The 24,130-nt window shown below is 62.4% G+C and carries 21 protein-coding genes; 15 read left to right on the top strand and 6 right to left on the bottom strand.

What is annotated here, in order from left to right; all coding sequences use genetic code 11:
• Positions 1-15 precede the first annotated feature (15 nt).
• Entirely contained in the window at positions 16-711 is a 696-nt protein-coding gene (urtE, locus tag IB264_RS08880) for an urea ABC transporter ATP-binding subunit UrtE (protein WP_192433281.1), read from the top strand.
• 63 nt (positions 712-774) lie between these two features.
• Here the strand turns inward: urtE and IB264_RS08885 are convergent, their stop codons facing one another.
• The 4 genes from IB264_RS08885 to IB264_RS08900 form a co-directional block, all read right to left on the bottom strand.
• On the bottom strand, positions 775-2,028 hold the full coding sequence (locus IB264_RS08885; RefSeq protein WP_113568459.1) for an LVIVD repeat-containing protein: 1,254 nt from the start codon (positions 2,026-2,028) through the stop codon (positions 775-777).
• Between the two features lie 69 nt (positions 2,029-2,097).
• Positions 2,098-3,141, bottom strand: a complete 1,044-nt coding sequence (locus IB264_RS08890; RefSeq protein WP_113568457.1) for a substrate-binding domain-containing protein — start codon at positions 3,139-3,141, stop codon at positions 2,098-2,100.
• Between the two features lie 32 nt (positions 3,142-3,173).
• Positions 3,174-4,196, bottom strand: coding sequence for an ABC transporter permease (locus IB264_RS08895; RefSeq protein WP_107027471.1), 1,023 nt, complete (start codon positions 4,194-4,196; stop codon positions 3,174-3,176).
• Positions 4,197-4,200: 4 nt separating this feature from the next.
• On the bottom strand, positions 4,201-5,676 hold the full coding sequence (locus IB264_RS08900) for a sugar ABC transporter ATP-binding protein (protein WP_192433283.1): 1,476 nt from the start codon (positions 5,674-5,676) through the stop codon (positions 4,201-4,203).
• 351 nt (positions 5,677-6,027) lie between these two features.
• Here IB264_RS08900 and IB264_RS08905 point away from each other — a divergent pair, with 351 nt between their 5' ends.
• The 3 genes from IB264_RS08905 to IB264_RS08915 all read left to right on the top strand — a co-directional run bounded on the left by IB264_RS08905 (position 6,028) and on the right by IB264_RS08915 (position 9,148).
• Entirely contained in the window at positions 6,028-7,071 is a 1,044-nt protein-coding gene (locus IB264_RS08905) for a substrate-binding domain-containing protein (RefSeq protein WP_192433284.1), read from the top strand.
• 252 nt (positions 7,072-7,323) lie between these two features.
• Positions 7,324-7,782 (top strand): Rrf2 family transcriptional regulator, encoded by a 459-nt coding sequence (locus IB264_RS08910; RefSeq protein WP_077505311.1) that lies wholly within the window; start codon positions 7,324-7,326, stop codon positions 7,780-7,782.
• Positions 7,783-7,921: 139 nt separating this feature from the next.
• The gene (locus tag IB264_RS08915; RefSeq protein WP_057222856.1) at positions 7,922-9,148 is read left to right on the top strand and encodes an acyl-CoA dehydrogenase family protein; all 1,227 of its coding nucleotides are present in this window, start codon (positions 7,922-7,924) and stop codon (positions 9,146-9,148) included.
• A gap of 336 nt (positions 9,149-9,484) precedes the next feature.
• On the opposite strand, the gene IB264_RS08920 is transcribed toward IB264_RS08915, so the two are convergent.
• Both IB264_RS08920 and IB264_RS08925 read right to left on the bottom strand, forming a co-directional pair.
• Positions 9,485-10,882 (bottom strand): LLM class flavin-dependent oxidoreductase, encoded by a 1,398-nt coding sequence (locus tag IB264_RS08920; RefSeq protein WP_057222857.1) that lies wholly within the window; start codon positions 10,880-10,882, stop codon positions 9,485-9,487.
• Positions 10,883-10,963: 81 nt separating this feature from the next.
• Positions 10,964-12,181 carry an SfnB family sulfur acquisition oxidoreductase gene (locus IB264_RS08925; protein WP_057222858.1) on the bottom strand — a complete coding sequence of 406 codons (1,218 nt, stop codon included), beginning with the start codon at positions 12,179-12,181 and terminating at the stop codon, positions 10,964-10,966.
• Positions 12,182-12,573: 392 nt separating this feature from the next.
• Here IB264_RS08925 and IB264_RS08930 point away from each other — a divergent pair, with 392 nt between their 5' ends.
• From IB264_RS08930 to IB264_RS08980, 11 genes are all read left to right on the top strand, one after another.
• On the top strand, positions 12,574-12,960 hold the full coding sequence (locus tag IB264_RS08930; RefSeq protein ID WP_025429219.1) for a hypothetical protein: 387 nt from the start codon (positions 12,574-12,576) through the stop codon (positions 12,958-12,960).
• A gap of 218 nt (positions 12,961-13,178) precedes the next feature.
• Positions 13,179-14,081: a LysR family transcriptional regulator gene (locus IB264_RS08935; RefSeq protein ID WP_025429218.1), complete on the top strand. Its 903-nt coding sequence runs from the start codon at positions 13,179-13,181 to the stop codon at positions 14,079-14,081.
• A gap of 153 nt (positions 14,082-14,234) precedes the next feature.
• Positions 14,235-14,723, top strand: coding sequence for a GAF domain-containing protein (locus tag IB264_RS08940; RefSeq protein ID WP_057222859.1), 489 nt, complete (start codon positions 14,235-14,237; stop codon positions 14,721-14,723).
• Positions 14,724-14,781: 58 nt separating this feature from the next.
• Positions 14,782-15,912, top strand: a complete 1,131-nt coding sequence (locus IB264_RS08945; RefSeq protein ID WP_082571703.1) for an NAD(P)-binding domain-containing protein — start codon at positions 14,782-14,784, stop codon at positions 15,910-15,912.
• A 345-nt stretch (positions 15,913-16,257) separates the two neighbouring features.
• On the top strand, positions 16,258-16,437 hold the full coding sequence (locus tag IB264_RS08950) for a hypothetical protein (RefSeq protein WP_057221051.1): 180 nt from the start codon (positions 16,258-16,260) through the stop codon (positions 16,435-16,437).
• Between the two features lie 264 nt (positions 16,438-16,701).
• On the top strand, positions 16,702-17,646 hold the full coding sequence (locus IB264_RS08955; protein ID WP_057222860.1) for an ABC transporter permease: 945 nt from the start codon (positions 16,702-16,704) through the stop codon (positions 17,644-17,646).
• Positions 17,643-18,461, top strand: a complete 819-nt coding sequence (locus tag IB264_RS08960; protein WP_025429213.1) for an ABC transporter permease — start codon at positions 17,643-17,645, stop codon at positions 18,459-18,461. The genes IB264_RS08955 and IB264_RS08960 overlap by 4 nt, the downstream gene beginning before the upstream one ends.
• Positions 18,458-20,086, top strand: coding sequence for an ABC transporter ATP-binding protein (locus IB264_RS08965; RefSeq protein WP_057222861.1), 1,629 nt, complete (start codon positions 18,458-18,460; stop codon positions 20,084-20,086). The genes IB264_RS08960 and IB264_RS08965 overlap by 4 nt, the downstream gene beginning before the upstream one ends.
• A 1-nt stretch (position 20,087) precedes the next feature.
• The gene (locus IB264_RS08970) at positions 20,088-20,945 is read left to right on the top strand and encodes a serine hydrolase (protein WP_057222862.1); all 858 of its coding nucleotides are present in this window, start codon (positions 20,088-20,090) and stop codon (positions 20,943-20,945) included.
• Positions 20,946-20,998: 53 nt separating this feature from the next.
• On the top strand, positions 20,999-22,543 hold the full coding sequence (locus IB264_RS08975; protein ID WP_192433286.1) for an ABC transporter substrate-binding protein: 1,545 nt from the start codon (positions 20,999-21,001) through the stop codon (positions 22,541-22,543).
• 114 nt (positions 22,544-22,657) lie between these two features.
• Complete coding sequence (locus IB264_RS08980; RefSeq protein ID WP_057222864.1) at positions 22,658-24,097, top strand: M20 family metallopeptidase; 1,440 nt, start codon at positions 22,658-22,660, stop codon at positions 24,095-24,097.
• Positions 24,098-24,130 lie beyond the last annotated feature (33 nt).

Genomic DNA, 24,130 nt, shown 5'->3' on the forward strand with positions numbered 1-24,130 from the left:
GGAAAGGACGCCTCCATGCTGAGCGTCGAAAACATCAATCTCCACTATGGTGCCGCACAGGCGCTGCGCAACGTTTCGATCGAAGCACAAATGGGCAAGATCACCTGCGTGCTTGGCCGCAATGGCGTTGGCAAGTCGAGCCTGCTCAGGGCGATCACCGGGCAGCATCCGGTCAGCGCCGGTTCGATCGCCTTCAATGGGGTGACGCTCGGAGGCATGGCGCCCTATCGCCGCGCCAAGGAGGGCATCGGCTACGTGCCGCAGGGGCGCGAGATCTTTCCGCTGCTGACCGTCAAGGAGAACCTCGAAACCGGCTACGCGCCGGTCAAGCGCGCCGATCGTTCGGTACCGGAGGATGTCTTCAACCTCTTCCCCGTGCTTCGCTCGATGCTGGGGCGGCGCGGCGGGGATCTCTCCGGCGGGCAGCAGCAGCAACTGGCGATCGGCCGGGCGCTCGTCACCCGTCCGCGCATTCTCGTGCTCGACGAGCCGACCGAGGGGATCCAGCCGTCGATCATCAAGGATATCGGCCGGGCGATCCGCTATCTGCGCGATTCCACCGGCATGGCGATCCTGCTGGTCGAGCAATATCTCGATTTCTGCCGCGAACTCGCCGACCATGTTTACATCATGGACCGCGGCGCCGTAGTGCATGAGGGGCCGCCGGAGACGCTCGACACCGTCGAGGCGCGGCGTCATCTCACGGTCTGAAGCGGAGACGCTTTTTACGCATTTCCTGACGGAAAACCGCTTCACACTTTTCCTGGAAATGCTCTAGCCGCCATATTCGATGATGGCGAGGCCGGCATTGTAGTCGGTGGCGTAGATGATCCCGGCGGCATCGACGAAGACGTCGGCCGACTGGATGACGCGGGGGCGGCCCGCGCGCCGGTCGGTCATTTCGGTCGGTGCGGCTGGAACCAGCGCGCCGGTTTCGCGCGGACGGTAAGGGTCGCTGATATCGAAGGCGCGGATGCCGGCATTCTGCCAGGTGGCGAAGATCAGCGTTTCCGAAACGAAGGAGCCCGGCCGGTTTTCGTGCAGGTTGTGCGGCCCAAAATGCCCGCCCTTGGCGACGTAGTCGGCTTCCGAGGGGATAGGGAAGGTCGAGATGCTGACCGGGTTGGTGGGCTCGCGGATATCGAAGATCCAGGTATGCTTGCGGCCGTCTTCCTCGTGGTCGAGCACAGCCTCGTCGGCGACCACGAGCAGATCGCGACCGGGCAGCGGCAAGGGCGAGTGCGTTCCGCCGCCAAACGGCGGCGACCAGTTGCGGTGGGCGATCAGCTTCGGGTTGGCATGATCCTTGATGTCGAGGAGCGTCAGGCCGCCGTCACGCCAGCACGCATAGGCGGTGTCGCCAGAGACCAGCGCATGGTGCAGCGCGTAGCGCTTGCCTTCAGGTGCAGTCGGCGCTTCTCCCGCGGCCTTGTTCATGCCCGGCAGCCACCAGCGACCGACGATTTCGGGCCGGGTCGGATCCGCCATGTCGATGGTGACGAAGATATAGTCGGTAAAGCCGTCGAACAGCGCCGAGGCATAGGCGTAGCGGCCGCCGACATACCAGAGGCGGTGGAAGCCGACGCCGTCTATATTCAACTCGCCGATCTTGCGCGGACGGTCGGGAACGGAAATGTCGAAGACCGACATGCCGGCGCTCCAGGCGCGTTTGCGGCCGCTGCCGGCGACGGTGTCGCCGACCGATTTGGTGTAGTAGGTTTTCTCGTCGGCGAAGGTCTCGACGTCGGCGAACAGGTCGAGCGCATTGATGACCAGAAGCAGGTCGTCATGGGTCTGCAGATGAATGTTCCAGGTGTTGGCCGGTGCCGGCGCATAGGTGACCGCGCCCGGCTTCTTCGGATCGCGCACGTCGACGATGGAAAACCCTTGGGACCAGGGATGAGCGACATAGGCGAAACCGCGATGCACCATCAGTTGCAGACCATCGCCGCGCCCGCCGATCGGCGAATGGCCGATCAGTTTCATGTTGTTTGTGAAATCGGGCGTGGGAAGGTCGATGCCGCTCATGGTCTTTCCTGTCTTTGTCATTGAAAAAGCGCCGCGCCGATCAGCGCGGCGCTCTTCCTTCAAATGGAATTAATTGGTGGCCGTGGGGATCCACTCGGCAGTCGCCGCATCGCTCTTGCGGAAGGCCGGAAATTTCTCCTGCAAGTCCTCGATCGTCTTGATCTCGCCCTTGGCGAGATCGTCACGCGTGACGAGCGTCGGCTGCAGCAGCACCGACTGGCCGGGGAACTGACCGGCGATTGCGAGCGAGACCGCGCGCACCGAGACTTCGCCGACGACCGCGGCGTTGGTCGCGGCTGTCGCCTGCCAGGCACTATCCGGCTCGTTCATCAGTTGGATATCCGATGTCGAGATATCGACGCCGTAGATCTTCACCTTGTTCGCAACGCCCAGTTCGTCGATCGCCAGCTTCACACCCTTGGCGAACTCATCCCAGGGGGTGAAGATGACGGAAATGTCCGGATTGGCGGTCAGGACGGCCTTGGTCTGGTCGGCAACGGAGGCCGGCACCGTGTCGTTGACGACGCCCCAGGTAGCCTTCTCCGTCAGGTTGTGCTTGGCGGCGAAATCCTTCCAGACGGCGTAACGACGGTCGAGCGGTGCGAAGCCGGCGACATAGACGGCGCCGCCGACGAAGCCATCGCCCTTGTCCTTGACCGCCTGCTCCAGCACCAGGCGGGCCATGTCCTTGTCGCTCTGCTCGATCTGAGGGATTTTGGGATTGTCGAGGTTGACGTCATAGGCGACGACCTTGATGCCGGCGTCGAGCGCCTTCTGCGCCACATCCTTCAGGACTTCCGGACGGCCATTGTTGATGATGATGCCATCGACGCCGAGATTGATCGCCTGCTCGATGAGGCTGCGCTGGGTGTCGTTGTCGTTGCGCGCCTGCGAGACGGTGAGGTTGACATGAAGCGCATCCGCCTGGCGCTTGACGCCCGCCTCGAAGGCCTGCAGCCAGTCGCCGCCGCCGAGGAAGCTGACCACGGCGATGTCGACGTCGCCCTTGTCGAACGGGGCAGGAGCGCCATCGATGCCGGCGGAAAAAGCAGGAGTCGCCGTCAGCGAAGCGGCGATGAGGCCGCCGAGAAGGCTGCGCGTCAAATGTTTCATGGTCAGTATCCTCACTGTGTTTGAAGGGTTGGCTAGCGCGTCTGGCTGCGGCCAAGGCCGTAGGTGAGCGCAAGCGCGCCGACGAGCACGGCGCCCTTGACGAAGTCCTGGGTGTAATAGGGGGCGTTCAGCATCGTCAGGCCGTTGAGAAGCAGGCCGACGAAGACTGCGCCGACGATAGTGCCGAAGACGTTGGGACGGCGCAGGCCGAGAACGGCAAAGCCGATGAGCGCGGCGGCGACGGAATCCATCAGCAGCGAGGCGCCGGACGAGACGTCACCGCGACCGACGCGGGCAGCGACGATGATGCCGCCGAGCGAGGCGAGCGTGCCGGAAAGCACATAGGCCAGCGTCTTCAGGCGGGGAACCGAAGCGCCGGCAAGCCGGGTTGCCAGTTCGTTGCCGCCGGTGGCAAACAGCAGGCGTCCCAGCCGGGTACGCTCCGTCAGTACGAACAGGACGATGGCGACAAGCACCATGATGACGACAGGCGCGGGGACGATGCCGAAGAAGCTCGACCGCCCGATCAGGAGGAACGACGGATCGTAAGCGCCCTTCGCCGTCGAGCCGTCGGGCAGGATCAGGCCGGCCGAGATCGAGCGCCCGGCCGTCGGAATCAGTTGCAGGCCAGTCAGAAGAAACATCATCGCCAGTGTGGCGAGGAGATCGGGCACGCGCAGGCGCACGATCAGAAAGGCGTTGACGAGGCCGACGAGCGCACCGAACAGGAGGACGAGCGGCACGGTCTCGTAGACGCCGAGGCCCCAGACGATCATCGAATAGCTCGCCGCCATGACGCTCGAGGCGGCGACCGCCCCGATCGACAGATCGAAGCCGCCGACGGCGAGCGTGATCGTGACGCCGGCGCCCAGGATGGCGACGACGGAAACGGCCTGCAGAATGCTCATCAGGTTGCTGACGTTGATATAGGCGGGCTGGGCGATCGCAAAGCCTGCGACCATGACGATGAGCAGGATGAAGACGGCGCTGGCGCGGATGGCGGCGCTGACGCGTTCGCTGACCGGGCTTTGGTTCTCGCTGTTGGTAGTCGTCATCCGGTCAAGCCTCGATTGCTTCCGCCGTTTGCTCCGCGTGCGGGGCCGGCGTCAATGTGTGGTGGTCGATGATCAGAATCCGGTCGGCGACTTCTAGCGCCTCTTCCGGGTCCGACGTGACGATCAGGGTGGCGCGCTCGGTGTTGGCGCGGATCGCGGTGATGATGTCGTGCCGGGCGCCGACATCGACACCCTGGAACGGTTCGTCGAGCAAAAGCACGCGGCTCGGCTCGGCATTCCATCGACCGAGGACCACCTTTTGCTGGTTGCCGCCGGAAAGCGAGTTCATCGGCGCATCTGGCCCGCTTGCCTTGATGCCAAGCGTAACGATGGCGCGCTGCGCCTCCTGCTTCTCGCGGGTGCCGAGGAGGAAACCGAGCGGATACCACTTTGCCAGATGTGGCAGGCTGATCGTTGCCGCAAGATTGCTGCCCGGCCAATCGGATGGCATCAGCGAAGAGCGGTGGCGGTCTTCGCCGGCCATGAAGATACCGGCGTTGATCGCATCGGCGGGTGTTGCCGGTCGGTAGGCCTCACCGTCGAGCCGCATCGTGCCAGCGGCAAGTGTTCGCGTACCGAAGATCGCCTGAAGCAAGCGGCTCTTGCCCGCACCCAGCACGCCTGTGACCGCCACAACCTCGCCCGGATGAAGATTGAGGTCGAACGGGGTACCGCCGGAAACGAGCTGGATACCGGCCATCTCCAGCACCGGTGCGCCGCGCAAGGCGCGGGCGTCCGGTCGGGCGGCGCGCAAGGGGCGGCCGATCATCGTTTCGACAGCACGATCGAAGTCGATCGGTCGTGCGAATTCTCCCACGACAGCGCCGCCGCGCATGACGACAGCGCGGTCAGCAAGCGCATTGAGGTCGGCGATCCGGTGGGAAATGAACAGGATCGCCAGGCCCTCATCACGAAGGCGGCGCAGGATTGCATAGAGCCGCTCGGATTCCCGTCCGGAAATGCTCGCGGTCGGCTCGTCGAGGATCAGCAGAGACGCCTGGCGCGACAGGGCGCGGGCAATGGCGACGAGCTGACGATCGGCGGCCGTCAGTTCGGCAAAATCCCGGTCGAGCGGCAGCGCGAACCCGGCGTTCTCAAGCATGGCCGCCGCCTTGCGACGAACAGCGGAGCGGCTGAGGAAGAAGGGGGCCGAGCCATCGGCATAGGCATGCAGCAGCAGCGCGTCGGCGACGGATAGCCCCGGCGCGCCGACGCGCTCTGTCGACTGATGGACGGTGACCACGCCGGCATCCGTTGCCTCGGCCGGTGAACGGGGGGCGTAGGCGCGACCCGCGAGCGTCATCGTTCCGTGGTCGGGTGCCAGCGTTCCCGCAAGCGCATTGACGAGGGTTGATTTTCCGGCGCCGTTTGCGCCCATGAGAGCGACGATTTCGCCGGAGCTAATCGCAAGGGAGGCTCCGGCAAGCGCCTTCGTTGGCCCGAAAGCATGGGCAAGTCCGTCGATGCGGAGGAGGGGCATTGCTAAACCAATTCGTCACTGCGCGGCAATCAAGGTCGAAAAATATGCATTTCCGGTAGAGAAAGACAGCGCAACAAACGAAAGCCGGTGCCAAACATCCGCTAATATGTCGCAAAAGTATCCCTAGATTTCCCAATAATCGGAATATTCATCCGAGGGCGTTCCTCAGCCATTTCGTCTTCGGTGGCCCGCCGCGCAACTTCTGCCGCCAGACCGGCCGTTGTGAGCAAGGCGTTCCTCTGGCGGCTTAGGGATTGGAATGTCTTTATTGTACATAGAAATTGTAGATTATACCATGGCGTCGACGGCTGATGGTCAGCTGCAAGGGTTGAGATCAACAGGAGATCGACAATGCGGTACGGTTTGAAACGCGCGACGACCGCGCTCGTGGCTTTTGGGTTTGCAGGTGGTGCTTCGGCCGCAGGGCTGGAGGGCGCGCCGGCGCCGTTCGACAAGGGCGGGGTGAAAGTGGCGCTCATTTCCTATATTTCATCAGGTGATTTCTTCCAGGCCTATCAGGCCGGAGCAGAGGCGCAGGCCAAGGCGCTCGGCATCGATCTGCGCGTCTTTCCCGGTAAGCAAAATGCTGCGGAACAGCGCGAGCAGGTCCAGCAGGCGATCAATCTCGGCGTCCAAGGCATCGTCGTCGACCACGGCCTGCCGGAATCGCTAGGCGATGTCGTGCAGCAGGCGGTCGATGCGGGTGTGAAGGTAGTGGCCTTCGACGTCAATCTGAACAATCCTGCCGTGCCGCAGGTGGAGCAGAGCGACCATGAACTGGCGCGGCTGGCGCTGGAGCAGGCCGTCAAGGATAACGGCACGAGCTTCAAGGCCGGTTACGTCTATGTCGCCGGCTTCGCGCCGCTCGACCGCCGCAACGAAGTCTGGGACAAGTTCAAGACGGACAATCCTGATGTGGTCGAGAAAGCCCGCTTCGGCAATGTCAGCGACACCACGGCAACCAGTACGGCCGACCAGGCGAAGGCCGCCTTTGCCGCCAACCCGGACATATCGGTCGTCTTCGCGCCCTATGACGAGTTCGCCCGCGGTGTGAAGCTCGCAGCCGCGGATCTCGGCATCGCCGAAAAGTTGAAGATCTACTCCGCCGATGTTTCGACCGCCGATATCCAGGAGATCGTCGAGGAGGGTAGTCCCTGGGTGGCGACCGTTGCCACCAACCCGGCGGTTGTCGGCGCGGTCTCTGTCCGTGCCGTCGCGCTCAAGATCGCGGGTCAGGATGTGCCGAAACAGATCCTGGTCAAGCCGGCCTTGCTAACCCAGGAGGCGTTGCGTCAGGCCGGCGTGAAGACGATCGAGGAGCTGGCGGTGAAAGTCCCGGCTTTCAGCGCCAGTGACGCCGTCACCGCCGATTGGATCCCTGCGAAGCTTTTTTGACGGCTTTGCATCTGCGGGTTTTGAAGAAGCAGCTGGCCTTGGAGCAAATCTTTGCTGCGTTGCCTTGAATTCGACAATAAAATTCACAAAATCTATGCAGAAACTTACGTAATTTCTTGAGAGTGACCCGGTTTGGGTGTATGGCATCTTAAGTGAAACAGTGCGGCCGTCACAACCTGTTGGCTCCGGTGATACCAACGTCGGTGCGGAACGGACTCGTGGCGGCCTTTGTGTTCAGGAAAGCGAAGTGCAATGTTGACCAAGAAGGGTAAATACGGGCTGAAGGCTCTTGTCGACCTGGCTCAACTGGAGCCCGGCGAGACCGCCTTCATCACCGAAATCGCCACCCGCAACAATATTCCGAAGAAGTTCCTCGACGCGATCCTGCTTGAGCTTCGCAACGCCGGAATCCTGCGCTCGAAAAAGGGCCCTGGCGGCGGCTATTCGCTTTCGAGGCCAGCATCCGATATCCGCATCGGCCAGGTCATCCGCACGCTGGACGGGCCGCTGGCCCCGATCCGCTGCGCCAGCCGCACCGCGTTCGAAGCCTGCGATGACTGTTCCGATCCGGTCAACTGTCACGTGCGCAAATCGATGAGTGACGTCCGCGATGCGGTGGCGTCTATCCTCGACAACATGACACTCGAACAGTTTGCCGCCAACGACAACGGCACCGAGATCGTCGCGCTCAGAGACGCCGAAGTCGGCTGATCCTTGCCGAGGTCAGCTGCCGTCGTAAAGGTTTTCAGGGGTAGGACTTTCCCGTTCGCCGGCCTGAGTTGAAAATCATTTGCTGTTATTGTCTATAGAATGAATGCACTATTCCGCCTTAATCAATGGAGTGAGGCGAATGAGCAACGTGCATTTCCTCCGGGAACCCGAACCGGCCAATACCGAACAGGAAGAAAAGCGCCAGCATCTGTTTGCGCAGGCGACCGAGCTTTCGAGCCAGTTTGCGCAACGCGGCGCCGAGCTTGATCGCTTGGGCTTGCCGCCACGCGACGAAATCGAAGCGCTGCGCCAGGCGGGTCTGCTGACGGCGCTGCACGCCCAGGAAATCGGCGGAGCGGGCTTGAGCTGGCTTGATGGGTTGCGTCTCGTCCGGATCATCTCGCGTGGCGAAAGCTCTATCGGCCAGCTGCTCGGCTATCACTATGTCAACAGCCAGTATGTCTACTGGGCGACTGCCGATGGGAGGCAGGCCTGGGTGCTCGGTGCCGAGACCGTCGAACGCCAGCTCTACTGGGGTGCTGCCGTCAACCCGCGGGATCCGGGGCTCGTGCTCGAACGGCGCGGCGGCCACTATGTGCTCAACGGCCGCAAGACGTTCTCGACCGGCGCGCATGTTTCCGATCGCATCAACGTCAACGCGACGCTTGAGGGCAAGATCGCCAATTTCGTCGTTCCGACGGATCGTCCGGGTTATGTCGCCCATGACGATTGGGACAATATCGGCCAGCGCCTGTCCGATAGCGGCAGCGTCGAGTTTCGCGATTTTCCTGTCTACGAGCGCGATTTCATTCTGCCGCTTGCCGAACCGTTCGATCCGCCTCAGGTGCAGGCGACGTTCAACACGCCGCTGATCCAGCTGGTGTTTGTCAATTTCTATCTCGGAACGGCGGAAGGCGCACTCGCCGCCGCAATCGACTATGTCAGAACCACCACGCGACCCTGGATCACATCAGGCGTGGCTCGTGCCAGCGACGACCCCTACATTCTCGAACGCGTCGGCGAGTTGCAGGCTGCCTTGAAAGCATCCGTCGCTTTGGCCGACGTTGCGGCGGGCGTTGTCGAGGCCGCGTTGTCGAAAGGGCGGTCGGTGACGGAGCGCGAGCGCGGGGAAGCAGCACTTGAAGCCTATGCTGCCAAGATCAACGCCACCCACGTGGCGCTCGATGTGACGACGAAGGTGTTTGAACTAATGGGAGCGCGTGCCACGGCAGCGCATCATGGCTTCGATCGCTACTGGCGCAACGTCCGGACCCACACGCTGCACGACCCGGTCTTCTACAAGGCCCGCGAGGTCGGCGACTTTGCTTTGAATGGCCGAATCCCGCCTGTGAGCCTATACAGCTGACCTCGAGAGGTCAGGGCCCGGTGGACGAACCATCGGGCACTGGCACCGATGGAACGCGCTCGGATCCTTCCGGGCGCTTGGGCTGCTGACAGGGGCCGGCCGGCTGACGAGCGAGGCGCTGGCTTTGATCGGCGTCTGTTCTGTTCTTTCCGCCATGCTCGGGCTTGACCGAGCATCCCCGCGTTTCTCGCGATGGACGCATCGCGCCTGGATTCTCGGGTGAAGCCCGTGGATCGCGACGCGGCATACGACTGCCACGTATGCATAGTCATACTCTTGCGCGGCCCGAGGATCCGAGCGCCCCCAGCCATCGAGCAATTAATGCCGAGTGTGCTCCTATGCGGAAGCCGCGATCGCCTGCGCGTTTCCGGCGAGTTCCCGATAGCCTGCGCCGGGATGGGGTGCTGCGAGCCGTGGGCCGGCGCCGAACAGCTTTTCGCGGAGCGTGCCTTCGCGATAGCTGGTCTTGTAGACGCCGCGCTTCTGCAACTCCGGGACCAGCAGATCGACCGCATCCTCGAAGGTTTCGGGTGTGACGGCATAGGCAAGGTTGAAGCCATCGACATCCGTGTCTTCGACCCACTCCTGCAGCAGATCTGCGACCGTTTGCGGTGAGCCGACGAAGACGGGGCCGAAGCCGCCGATACCGACCCAGTCGGCCATTTCGCGTACGGTCCAGACCTTATCGGGATCGATCGTCGTAAAGGTCTCGACCGCAGATTGGACCGCATTGGTATAGCGGTGGCGCAACGGTTCGTCCGGCGCGAACTGGCCGAAATCGATGCCGGTCCATCCGGAGATCAGCGCCAGCGCGCCTTCATAGGAAACATGGCTGCGATACTCATCGAACTTCCTCTTCGCGTCCGCATCGGTTTCGCCGAGGATCACGGTTTGGAGATTGAATGTGAGGAGGTCGCGCGGATTGCGCCCCGCACGCTCGGCCGCCTCGCGCACATTCGCGACGTATCGCTTCAGAACGGTTTTCGAGGGGGCTGCGACGAAGACGCACTCGGCATGGGTGCCGGCAAAATCCTTGCCGCGGCTGGAGGCGCCTGCCTGGTAGAGGACAGGTGTGCGTTGCGGCGACGGTTCGCTGAGATGGATGCCCGGCACGGTGAAATGCCGCCCTTGGTGGTTGATCGCATGCACCTTGTCCGGATCGGTGAAGATGCCCCCTATCCGGTCGCGCACGACCGCGTCGTCTTCCCAACTGCCTTCCCAGAGCTTGTAGCAGACCTCGAGATATTCTTCCGCGATGTCGTAGCGATCATCGTGCCGTGTCTGCTGCGCCTGGCCGATATTGAGCGCACCGCTGTTAAGATAGGAGGTGACGATGTTCCAGCCGACGCGGCCCTTCGTCAGATGGTCGAGCGTCGAGATTCGCCGCGCGAAAGTGTAGGGGTGCTCGAACGAAAGCGAGGCCGTCAGCCCGAAACCCAGATGTTGCGTCGCGTGCGCCATGGTCGGCACCAGCTGCAGCGGGTCGTTGACGGGAACCTGGGCGGAATGCCGGAGCGCCGCCTCTACATTGCCGTTCAGCACGTCATAGACGCCGAGCACATCGGCAATGAACAACCCGTCGAACTTGCCGCGTTCAAGCGTCGTTGCCAGATGCACCCAGTAGTCGAGATCCTTGTAACGCGACGACTGGTCGCGCGGATGCGTCCAAAGCCCTGGCGATTGATGGCCGACACAGTTCATGTCGAAGGCATTCAGCCGGATTTCGCGGCTCATATCCGTCTCCTCGTAGAAAGCTGCATACGTCCCCGGCAGATCGGTGCCGATTTTCCAGGGTAAGGCGGCGTCAGGGCAGGGTCAGAGCGCGCCGTTCTTCGGTGGCGCGACGCCGTTCAGGTGGTAGTTGCCGACGACGTGATACTTCCAGCGCACCGGATCATGCAGCGTGTGGGTGCGGGCGTTGCGCCAGTGGCGGTCGAGGTTGAGGCCGATGCGGGTGGACGACGTGCCGGCGAGTTCGAAGAGCGTGTTGGTGGCTTCGAGCGCGATTTCTGTTGTCAGTACCTTGGCGGCGGCGACCGCCAGCGTCGCCTCGATGACGCTTTCCTCGGTGCCGTTGATCTGGGCGATGTCGACCTTCTTGCCGGCACGCTCGACGATGGCGGTCGCCGCCTCAAGGCGGATCGCGAGTTGTCCGATGCGGGCGATTGTCAGTGGATCGTCCGCTGCCCGTTCGACGCCGCTATCCATCCAGGGCCGTGCCCGGTTGCGCACGAAGTCGAGCGTCTCGGCGAAGGCGGCGCGCGCGATGCCGAGATCGATGCCGGCGTGGATGATCTGGCCGACCGAGCCGATCGTCGTCGGACGTTCGAAGCCGCGATGATGGCGCACCACCGCGTCGGCCGTGACGTATACATTCTGCAGCACCGTCGTGCCGCTGCCGGTGGTGCGCTGCCCGAAGCCGTCCCAGTCGTCGATGACCTGCAGGCCATCGGCACCGCGCGGCAGGAAAGACATGGTGAGTTTTTCGTCCGGATCGAGCGCGAACACGACAATCCATTCGGCAAAGAGCACGCCGGTCGAATAAAACTTGCGGCCGTTGAGGCGGTAGCCAAGACCATCAGGCGTCAGGCGCGTTGCGTAGTCGCCGACGGTTTTTGTGTCCTTTTCGGAAAGCGCATTGCCGAAGCGGTCGCCAGCGAGCGCGCGTGCGAAGAAGAATTTCTTCTGTTCCTCCGTGCCGTCGGTGCGCAGCGCTTCGAGAATATAGAAATGGTTCTGGGGGATCTGGCCGATCGAACTGTCGGCTTCGGACAGGATGGCGGTGATTTCCGCCAGCACCGCGTTGGAAACGTCGATGCCGTCATAGTCGGAGGGCACGGTGATTGCGAGGAGACCGGATTGGGCAAGGGTGTCGAGCTCATCGAATGGCAGGATCCGGTCGGTATCCCGCTCGTTTGATCGATTGGCAAAATCGCCCGCGAGTTCGCGCGCAATTTCCAGCGCCTCCTCCTCGCTTCCGATCCGGTGTGCCGGGAGCTTCGTCTTCTCGGAAAGCTGCGAGATCGTTCCCATATGATCGCTCCATTTCGATAGTGGCGCATATCTGTGAATTATCTGGCGTCTTCAGGTAAGATCGTATATTCTATGGAATATATGGATATTAGTTTTTCGTTCCTGATGTTCTGACGAATGGTCGGCCCTTTCAAGCCGATACAGCGATATGGAGCACGAATTGGCTGTCGACCGGGCGTGGCGGGTGCAGTTCCAAAACCGCCGTCCTCAAAAAATTTCAAAAAAAGTTGCCGGTCGCTTGGAACCATTGTCGCGCTTCTGCATTTCGCCATGGCCTGCAGTCTACCGATTGTGTGGTCGTCAAAGTACCGGCCACACGGCACGATGACAAATACATGCTGACAGTATTGGCCATTCGCGTTTCCCGGCCTTAACCACTGAAGGAGACACAAATGACGAATTTGCTGCCCGCTCTTCATGAAGGGCATGCCTCCATCATCCTGCAAAATCTCTTTCGAGATGCCCTTGAGGCCTATGATGATTGGGGCGAGGGGATGCCTGAACCCGTGGTTTCGTTTGAAGGCAAATTGCTGCCGATCAGGGTCGTCTTCGACTGGATGAAACCTTGCACGGATATCATGCCTGCAAACATGATCGGCATCGTCACCGATCGATTAAGCAAACCCTGGATTGGCGACGGTCCGCTCGATAAAATGACGTTTTCGACGGCGGCGCGCGTCATGTCCGTTCTGACCAAACGTCAGTTGCGTCGTTATGGCAGCGGCTCGATCGAGGTCTTTGCCGAGCGCTTCAAACCATCGCTACGCGTCGACGTCTGATCGACGACGAGACAGCCTGAACAAGCCGGAGAGCGCACGCGTGCTCTTCGGCACCCACCATCTCCATATCCTAACGGTCCATCCTGGCCTTGCGCATCAGTTGTTCTGCCCACGCGGAGTAATCGCACGCCTGACGCTGCCGTCGAATACGGCTTCCTAGATTGTCCGCCTTTTCGTAAACACGGAGAAGATGGCAATGGGATGGATGCGGAGCCGGCATGAATTTTCGACAATTGGAAGTGCTGCGCACCCTGCTTGCCACCGGCTCGACGATCGCGGCGGCGAAAACCATGGGGCTCAGCCAGTCCGGTGTCAGCCGTCTGCTGCAGCAACTGGAAGAGGACCTGTCGCTGACGCTGTTTGCGCGCGACAAGGGCCGGCTGATCCCGACGCCCGAGGCGCTGAAGCTGTCCGAGGATGCCGAGCATATTCTGCTCGGGATCGATCGCTTCACCAATCTCGCCCAGGATCTTCGCAGCGGCGCCGTCGGCCCGGAAGTCGTGCGCATCGGCCTGCCGAACAGCATGTCCGAAAGCTTCGCCCCGGCGATGCTGGCGGATTATGCCAAGGATTTCCCCGGTGTGCGGGTCGAAACCTTCTTCGATACGACCGTGGCGATTGCCCGCCTTGTCGAACAGCGCATCATCGATTTCGGCTTCCTGCGCTACGAGGGGCAACTGAGCGCCAGCCTCGAAATGCAGCCGGTGGCGGGCGGCGTCAGCGTCTGCGTCATGGCGAAGAGCCATCCGCTGACGGCGCTCGACCACGTCACCCCGAAGGAACTCAGGGGCATACCGCTGATCCTGATCGGTCGCCGGCGGCCGACCCGGGTCATGCTGGACGAGATCTTTCGAAAGGCGGGCGTGCCGCAAAAGGTCAAGATCGAGACGCACAGCAACAGCTCGGCCTGCGCCTATGCCGCCCATGATCTTGGCGTTGCAATCATCAGCAGTTTTTTCGCCAACCTGCATCGGCATCTCCCGATTGAAATCAGGAGCTTTACGCCGCACCTGACGCAGGATTTCGGCGTCGCAACCGCCGCCGGCGTGCCGCTGTCGATTGCGGCTCAGGCGATGATCGATTGCCTGAAGCGACAGGTCGCCACTTCACAAGAGCCGTGAGGGTCTGAATCCGGACATCGGCGTCGGGTCGCGTTTGTCGAACCGTTTTCCGCCAGCGCTCCGTTTCGCTGCCGGCGCGGACGCGCTGCAATTGGCAAATGTCGGGCGCGGCACTACATTGCCAGTCCGTATGATGAGAGAGTGAAAGAGATCATGTTCCAGGCGGCGGTAATCGACACAGGCGACAAGACCGAATTCTATCGGGAGTTGGCGCAGCAACTCGAAGCGCTGCTGCATGGCGAGCCCAATATGATCGCGAACGCCGCAAACACCTCGGCGCTGATGTACCAGACGATGCCCGACCTGAATTGGGCCGGCTTCTACTTTCTCGATTCTGATGACGAATTGGTGCTCGGGCCATTTCAGGGCAAGCCCGCCTGCGTGCGCATTCCTGTCGGCCGTGGCGTCTGCGGCACGGCCGTAAGGGAAGGGCAGTCGATCCTGGTCGAAGACGTGCACGCCTTTCCCGGTCATATCGCCTGCGATGCGGCGTCCCGCTCCGAACTCGTGGTTCCCGTCCGACGCCAAGGCCGGGTGATCGGTGTCATCGACCTCGATAGTCCTAAACCGGCACGTTTCGACCGGGACGATCAGGCCGGCATCGAAAAACTGGCCGCGATCTTTGCCGCGGCGATTGGCTGAAAGTCGCCGCCGTGGATGATCTGATGAGCAGTGATCAGCCTTCGGTCTTGGCTGCGTGATGATGGACATCCAGAACGCCTTTGCCCCCGCCAGCGAGGCCGAGACGCATGCGCGCGTCGCCCGCAAGATCGACATCGTCGTCATCGGTGCCGGACAGGCGGGTCTGTCTTCGGCTTATCATCTGAGCCGGTTCGGGCTATCGCCTCAGATGCAATATGTCGTTGTCGACCGATCGCCACAGCCGGGCGGCGCCTGGCAGTTTCGCTGGCCGTCGCTGACGCTGAGCACCGTCAATGGCATTCACGATCTTCCCGGCATGAAATTCGCCGACGCCGTCGATACCAGCATGGGCGAAGTCCACGCTTCCGTCGCCGTCCCGCAATATTACGGCGCCTATGAGAAGGCATTCGACCTTCCCGTGCACCGACCGGTTGCCGTCAAGGTCGTTTGCGAGCGGGGCGAGCGTTTCAGGGTCGAGACCGACGCCGGCGTCTATGCCGCCCGCGGCATCATCAACGCCACCGGCACCTGGGAGTCTCCCTACATTCCACCCTATCCGGGATCGGATCTCTTCAGGGGGCGTCAGCTGCACACCAAGGACTACCAGACCGCCGGGCAGTTTGCCGGGCAGCACGTGCTGGTCGTCGGCGGCGGCATCTCCGCGATCCAGCTGCTCGATGAAATATCCAAGGTGACATCGACCACGTGGGTCACGCGCGAGGAGCCGGCCTTCCGTGAAGAGCCGTTTACCCCCGAGGTCGGACGCGCTGCCGTTGCCATCGTCGAGGAACGCGTACGCCGCGGTCTGCCGCCGGGCTCGGTCGTCTCCGTGACCGGTATTCCGGTGACGCCGGCGATCCTTGCCGCACGCGCACGCGGCGCACTCGAGCGCCAGCCAATGTTTGCCGAAATCACCGAGCATGGCGTGCGCTGGCCGGATGGTCGCGAGCAGCAAGTCGACGTCATTCTCTGGAGTACCGGCTTTCGAAGCGCGCTCGATCACCTGGCGCCGCTGCAACTGCGCAATGCCGATGGCGGCATCCTGATGACCGGCCGGCTTGCGACACAGGTGGCAAAAGACCCGAGGATCCATCTCGTCGGTTACGGCCCGTCGGCTTCCACCATCGGTGCGAACCGGGCAGGCGGTGCCGCGGCCCGCGAGCTCGCCGATCACCTTCAGCTGCTCTAATCGCCGGCCGACGCGATCTCTTCGGCGTTGACGTCGGTGTCCCGCAGAGATTGTGCCCGGCACATCCATCGGCCCGTCACGGCACCGACCCTCGGGCAATGCGTCCAAAGGATGCGACCCTCGATATCAGCCCAAAACTCCGCTTGAGCCGGACGTTGCGTCATACCTTAAACGTGATTCCCGAAGGCGCTTTGAAGAGCCAAGCGTCGAGCCAAAGCGACCCCAGCTTGCGGGAATTACTCCCGTAAATGCCGGCCGATGCGCGTGGCGTTTCACGTCATCGGGCAATGACACCAGTGATTTCGTCTGGTCGTGCTCGAAAGTGATGCAAGGATACGGTCGCGGATGATGTTGCAGGCAACGCAGAAGAAGCGCCAACCGGCCGCCATGACAGTTCGGTTTGTGTTTGCCGGCATCGTCTTCGGCGTGCTCATGGTCGGCATCGCCTCAGCCATCAGCGCCACGGGCAAGCGCGGCGGCCACCTGTTTCCCGATCTCAAGATCGGTTTCAACATCCGTTGGTGATTTAAAGTCCATCGCTGACTGTCTTTTTGCGTCGGCATCGCAGGGCAATGCTCCCCGACTGCAAGCGCGACTTCCGCCCAGCGCATGATGCCGCACGTTATCGGCCCCTTTGGCAGCTCCCATGTCATCCCTTCGTCATAGAGCTATGACGATTCCTCATAATATTGCGCGGTTTTTTCCATTCGATCATAGTCGTGTCAAGAAAAGCCGGCAGGAGGGCCGAATCGCGATGTCGCGCCAGGCTGTTCTCAGTACGGGGAACCCATGATCAAGTTCATACTCAATCGTCTCGTGATGGCGATACCGACGATCGTCATTGTCTCGGTTGCCGTCTTCACGCTCATCCGTCTCATTCCCGGCGATCCGGCCGCGCTGATGCTCGGCGATATGGCCGAGCCGCAGCAGATTGCCGAAATGCGCAGCGTGCTCGGCCTTGACCGAAGCATTCCCGAGCAGTTCGTCATCTGGGCCGGCAACATCCTGTCCGGCGACTTCGGCCGCTCGATCGTCACCGACGAGCCGGTGCTTCATCTGGTGCTGAGCCGCTTCATGGTGAGCGCCGAGATCGTCGTCATCGCCGTGTTCCTCGCGAGCCTGATCGCCGTTCCCGCCGGCGTCATCGCCGCCTGGCGGCAGAACAGCCTGACGGACCTGGCGCTGGTCGGCACGGCCACCGTGCTTCTGTCCATCCCGACCTTCTGGCTCGGCCTGCTATTGCTGCTTGCCTTCGGCCTGAAGCTCGGCTGGCTGCCGGTGCTCGGTTACGTGCCGATCTCGGAAAACTGGACGGCGGGCCTTCTCTACCTCGTCCTGCCCGTCATGACGCTGGTCATCCACGAAATGGGCGTGATCATCCGCATGGCGCGCGCCTCGACGCTCGAGGTTCTCCGGCTTGATTACATCACCCATGCACGGGCCAAGGGACTGTCGGAAAGCGCCGTCCTCTGGAAGCATGCGTTCAAGAATGCGTTCGGCCCAACCTGGACGATGATCGGCCTGATCCTCGGCAATCTGCTCGGCGGTATCGCGGTCATCGAGACAGTCTTTACCATCCCCGGCCTCGGCCGTCTGATGGTCGATAGCATCTTCCAGCGCGACTACCCGGTGATCCAGGGCTGCCTGCTGATCGTCGCCTTCTCCTATGTCGTCGTCAACCTCGTGGTCGACCTCCTCTATCCTCTCTTCGATCCGCGGGTGGTGGCAGAATGAGAAAGCTCACTTTCAACGGCGTCATCGGCGGCGGACTGATCGCCGCTCTGGTCATCACCGCGCTGATCGGCGTGTTCTGGACGCCCTACGATCCCAGCGCGCTGGGCTTCACTTCGCGTCTGGCCGCCCCCGGTGCCGCCCATTGGCTCGGCACCGACGAGTTCGGACGCGACGTTGCCAGCCGGTTGATGATCGGTGCCCGCGCCAGCGTCTGGATCGGATGTCTGACGGTCGCCTTCGCGGTCGTCTGCGGCACCCTGATCGGCCTCATCAGCGGCTATGCCCGCGGCTGGGTCGATGGCGTCATCATGGCCGTCAACAACGCACTGCTCGCCTTTCCGGGCATCCTGCTGGCGCTCGGGCTGCTCGCGGTCTTCGGGGCTAACCAGTACGGCATCATTTTCGCGCTTGGCATCGCCTACACGCCGTCGATGGCGCGTGTGGTGCGCGGCGCCGTCTTGTCGCTGCGCGAACGCGAATTCATCGAAGCCTCGCGTGTCATGGGCAATGGCGAAATCTACACCATGCTGCGCCACATCCTGCCGAACTGCCTGGCACCGATTACCGTGCTGGCGACCTCGATGTTCGGCTGGGCAATCCTGTCGGAAAGCGCGTTGTCGTTTCTCGGCCTTGGCGTGCCGCCACCGGCGCCGACCTGGGGCAACATGCTGGCTGCGGGCCGCCCGTTCATCGAACAGGCCGTCTGGCTCGGTTTCTTCCCCGGCCTTTGCATCGCGCTGACGCTACTCGGCATCAACCTTCTCGGCGACGCGCTCCGCGACAAGCTCGACCCCCGCATGCGAGGCCTGAAATGATCGGCAGTTCCCTACTCAGCGTTCGCGACCTGTCGCTGGCCGTTACCCATAATGGCAACCAGGTGGTCAAGGATGTCAGCTTCGACGTCGGCCCTGGCGAAATCGTCGGCATCGTCGGCGAATCCGGTTCCGGCAAGACGCTCGCGACCCGCGCCATCATCGGGTTGATCCCGCCTGCCGTGCGCCATGCCGGCGGCACGATCAGTTACCGCGGACGGGATGTCCTGTCGATGAAAGATCGCGACCTCCGGCAGTTGCGCGGCGGCGAGATCGGCGTCGTGTTCCAGGAGCCGATGACCTCGCTCAACCCGTCGATGACCATCGGCAGGCAGCTTGAAGAAGGCCTGATCCTGCATACGAAGAAGAGTGCCGACGAGCGTCGGGCTGCGATACTCGACATGCTGAAGCGCGTCGGTCTGCGCGAGCCGGAGCGGGCGCTTGCCGCCTATCCGCACGAATTTTCCGGCGGCATGCGCCAGCGCATCATGCTTGCCTCGGTGATGCTGCTGAAGCCGGCCCTGCTGATTGCCGACGAGCCGACGACCGCGCTCGACGCCGTGGTGCAACGTGACGTCATGGAGCTGATGGTCGAACTGACCAAGGCGGAAGGCACGGCCGTTCTCCTGATCAGCCACGACCTGCCGATGGTGGCGCGCTACACCAATCGCTTCGTCGTCATGGAAAAAGGCGTGATCGTCGAACAGGGCACGACCAAGGACATTCTGAGCGCACCGGAGCATCCCTATACCCGCAAGCTCCTGTCTTCGCTGCCGTTTCGGGCGGCACCGCGCGAACTCGACATGTCGCGGACACCGATGGTGTCGGCGCGCAATATCGTGGTCGAATATCCCGGCCGCAAAGGGCTCTTCCGCAAGCAGGCGCCGAAGCGCGCGCTTCACGGCGTCAGCGTCGACATCCATGTCGGCGAAGTCGTCGCCCTTGTCGGCGGCTCCGGCTCGGGCAAGACGACGCTTGGCCGCACGATCGCCGGTCTCGTCCAGCAGACCGAAGGCGAGATCCTCTTCCAGGGGCGCGAGCGCAGCGCTGACTGGCGTGATTATCGGCTGAACTGCCAGATGGTCTTCCAGGATCCCTACTCTTCGCTCGACCCGCGCATGACCATCCAGGCGCTGGTCGAAGAAGCGCTCCGGCTGGTGCCCGATCTCGACGGTGCGGCCAAGCGCAAGCGCGCGCTCGAAACGCTCGAAGAAGTTGGTCTTAGCGGCGATTTCGCCAGCCGCTATCCGCATGAGCTTTCCGGTGGTCAGCGCCAGCGCGTCGCCATTGCCCGGGCGATTGCCCGGCGGCCGAAGTTCCTCATCGCCGACGAACCGGTCTCGGCGCTCGACGTGACGGTGCGTGCGCAGGTGCTCGAACTCTTCTCCGATCTGCAGAAGCGCTACGGGTTTTCCTGCCTGTTCATCAGCCATGACCTCGGCGTCGTCGAGCAGGTCGCCGACCGGGTGATCGTCATGCAGGACGGCCGCATCGTCGAGCAGGGCGATCGCGACCGGATCTTCGACCAGCCACAGGAAGCCTATACGCGCAAACTGCTTTCGGCGATCCCCGCGCTCGATCTCAATCACACGGGTGGCGTCACCCTCAAATGGCGCCTGGAGGCCTGACATGACCGTAGCGATCAAAACCGCCACGACAGCCGAACGGCTTAATGCCATCGCCGACGCCCAGCCATTCATCACCCGCTTCCTCGTTCGCAACCTTCAGACCGGCGAGACGATCGGACGGGGCGAAAACGAGGAGACGCCTTCGGCCAGCACCCGCAAGACGTCGATCATGATGGCGGCGCTGAAGGCAGCGCACGAGGGCCGGCTCGATCTCGACACGCCCATCACCTACGAGGAGCGGCTGAAGCATGAGGTTGCGAGCGGCATGTTCCGCTACATGACGCCTGGCATCGTCATCCCGCTGCGCGACGCCATCGTCGGGATGATGGTCTTGAGCGACAATGTCTGCACCAAGATGGTGCTGGAGCGGGTGACGCTGGAAGAGGTCGACAGCTACTGCAAGGCGATCGGCATGGCCGGCACTCACCACCGCTTTCTGATCCCGCCGCTTGGCCTGAAGCCGGACCATTCGCTCGGCGAGGTGACGACGACGACGGCTGGTGACCAGATATTGCTGCTCGAACTGATCCTGGCGGCACAGGACGATGGGGCCGCGGCTGCGCGTCTCGGCACATCGGTCGAGCTCTGCCGCTTTGCGCTGCAGACGCTGAAGAACCAGGTGCTGCGCTACGGCATCCGCTCGCGCCTGCCTTTCGAGACCGTCGTCGCCAGCAAATCCGGGCGCGGTAAGCGCGGTCGCATGGACGCAGGTCTCGTCTATCGCAACAGTCAGCCGCTCTACGGCATCGCCGTCTTCACCGACGCCGTGCCGCAAGTGATGGCCGATGGCACGCCTGGCTACACAATTGCGCTCGAAACCATCGGCCAGCTGTCGCAGGCCTGCTGGGACGCGTTTTGAGCCGAAATCAACCGCAACAAACCAACAAGAAACAACTGGAGAAGAGTGGAACCATGAAAAAAATCTTCCTTGCCGGCACCATCCTGATGAGCGCCGTCGGCTTTGCCGAAGCGCGTGACCTTGTGGTCGCGCAGAGCTCTGATATCCGCAGCAACGTCCCGGGCGTCAACCGCGACGGCAACACCGATTCCGTAATCTTTCACATCGTCGAAGGTCTCGTCGGGTACGCCGAGAACGGCGAGGTAAAGCCGCTCGTCGCCAAGAACTTCGAAGTGTCTCCCGATGGCCTGACCTATACGTTCAAGCTGCGCGACGACGTGAAATTCCACAATGGCAACGCGGTCACGGCCGACGACGTCGTGTGGAACTGGAACCGCTACATGGCCGCGGACACCAAGTGGACCTGCGCCGGCGATTTCGACGGCAGCAAAACGATCAAGGTGTCGGCCGTCACGGCTGTCGATCCGACCACGGTAACGATGACGATCGAAAGGCCTTCGGCGGTCTTTCTCGGCCTGATGGCGCGTCCAGAATGCGGCTATACCGGCATCATCGCCAAGGAGTCTGTCGGCGCCGACGGCGCCTTCGTTGCCCCCATCGGTACCGGGCCGTTCAAGTGGGCCGAGTGGAAGAAGGGCGAGTATGTCCGTCTCGAAAAGAACGAAGCCTACGTCTCGCCTGCCAATGACGGCAAGCCGGATGGTATGGTCGGCTCCAAACGGCCGCTGGTCGACGGCATCAAGTTCATGGTCATCCCCGATGCATCGACGGTGAAAACCGGTCTGCTGTCGGGCGCACTGGATACGGCCGAAGTCTCCGCCGACCTGATTTCGGAGTTCAAGGACAGCGAGACGATGCAGCTGATCGTCAAGCGCAACAACGGCAAGAACCTGCTTTACTTCCAGACCCGCGACAAGGTTCTGAGCAACGTTGCCGTGCGCCGCGCCATGGCCGAAGCGCTCGATCTCGACCAACTGGTTGCTGCGGTCTCGAACGGTACGGGCGAAACCAATGCCTCGATGGTGTCGGCAGACTCGATCTTCTATTCGGACGCGCAGAAGACGAAGTTTCCGATGGACCTGGAAAAGGCCAAGAAGGACCTGGCGGACGCCGGCTACAACGGCGAGCCGATCACCATCATCGCCAACAAGCGCGGCAATGTGCCGAGCTTCCCGGCCGCCGTCGTCGCCCAGGCGATGATGCAACAGGTCGGTCTCAATGTGCAGATCGAAGTGCTCGACTATGCGACCCAGGTCGATCGCCGCCGCTCGGGCAACTACCAGGTGATCTCGCAGTCGGTGGCACCGCGCCTCGATCCGGCACTGATGTACAGCTTCTACGTCGGCAACAAAGACAAGAACGCCTCGCTGATGTGGGATAATCCCAAAGCGATCGAGTTGATGAAGTCCGCCTATGTCGAGGCCGACCAGGCAAAGCGTCAGGCGATCTTCGACGAATTCCACAAGCTGATGCTTGAGGAAGTTCCCGGCATCTTCATGTACGACATGGTCGACATCTGGGGTGCGACGAAGAAGCTGCACGGCGAGCCCGTCTGGCAGTCGAACACCCGGCTCTGGGAAGTCACGCTCGACGACTAAGTCGCGGCCCGACCGCGTATCGTATCCGGTGGCGGCATCCGTGCCGCCACCTTCCATCTGAAGACAGAAATGCCAATGCGGCCGGCCCACATGTCGCCCGCAAGAGGAATACCCATGCCCCAGCCATCCGTCGTCGCCGCTCTTGCAGATATAGTCGAAGAGTTGAAGCCTGAATTCGCAGCGATGAGCGACGCGATCTGGGACTATGCCGAACTGAGCTTTCGCGAGCACCAGTCGGCGGCGACGCAAATAGCGATGCTGGAAAAGCACGGGTTTCGCATCACGCGGGGAACGGCCGATATCGAAACCGCCTTTACCGGTGAAGCCGGCGCGGGTGGCCCGGTCATTGCCCTTCTCGGTGAATTCGACGCGCTTGCGGGCTTGAGCCAGATCGCCGGCGTCGTCGAGGCAAAGGCGCTTGAAGACGGCGGCACCGGACACGGCTGCGGGCATAATCTGCTCGGCACCGGCTCGCTGCTGGCTGCAGTCGCCCTTGCCCGTTATCTCCGCGAGAACGATCTGCCAGGCACCGTTCGTTACTATGGTTGCCCCGGCGAAGAGGGCGGCTCGGGCAAGACTTTCATGGCGCGCGCCTGCGCCTTTGCCGATGTCGATACCGCACTCACCTGGCACCCAGCACCCTTCAATGGCGTGCGCTCGACCAACAATCTCGCCGTCCTCGAAATCTACTATCGTTTCAAGGGGGTCGCCGCCCATGCCTCGAACGGCGCCCATCTTGGACGGAGCGCCCTCGATGCGCTGGAGCTGATGAATATCGGTGTCAACTTCCTGCGCGAGCACATGCCGCAGGATTGCCGCGTGCACTATGCGATCACCGACGCCGGCGGCAAGGCGGCCAACGTCGTCCAGGCCCGCGCCGAAGCGCTCTACCTTGTGCGTGCACCGCAAATGCCTGAGGCGCTTGCGCTGGCTGCCCGCATCGACAAGGTCGCCAGGGGCGCTGCGATGATGACCGAGACGGAGGTCGAGATCGTCTTCGATCGCGCCGCCACCAATCTTTTGCCGAACATCACGCTCGAGACGGCGATCCACCAGAACATGGTCGCGCTCGGACCGGTTCCCTTCGACGAGGCAGACCTCGAATTTGCCCGTGAGATCCAGAAGACGATGACGCCGGAGGCGATCGCCAGCAGCATCCGGCTTTACCAGATCAAGGGCGACGTCTTCTCCAACAGCCGCATGGACGGATCGAGTGGTCTCCACCTCGGCCTTCGCGATTTCGAGGGCCAATCGCATTTCCGCGCCGGCTCGACCGATGTCGGCGATGTCAGCTGGGTGACGCCGACGGCGCAATGCTGGGCGCCCGCCTGGGCGATCGGCACCGCGCCGCACACCTGGCAGGTGGTAGCGCAAGGCAAGAGCCCCGCGGCACACAAGGCTTTCGCCCACGCGGCCAAGTCGTTGGCGGCGACCGGTCTCGATCTCATCCTCGATCCGGAACTGCTGGCGCAGGCAAAGGCCGAGTGGCGGGAAAAGACCGAAGGCAAGCCCTACCAGTGCCCGATCCCCGATCATATCGGTCCCAAGCTCTGATCCTTCGACGGCAATCGCGTTCACGCGACGTCA

This window comes from Ensifer sp. ENS11, from assembly GCF_014851895.1.
GTDB classification, from domain to species: Bacteria; Pseudomonadota; Alphaproteobacteria; order Rhizobiales; family Rhizobiaceae; genus Ensifer; species Ensifer canadensis.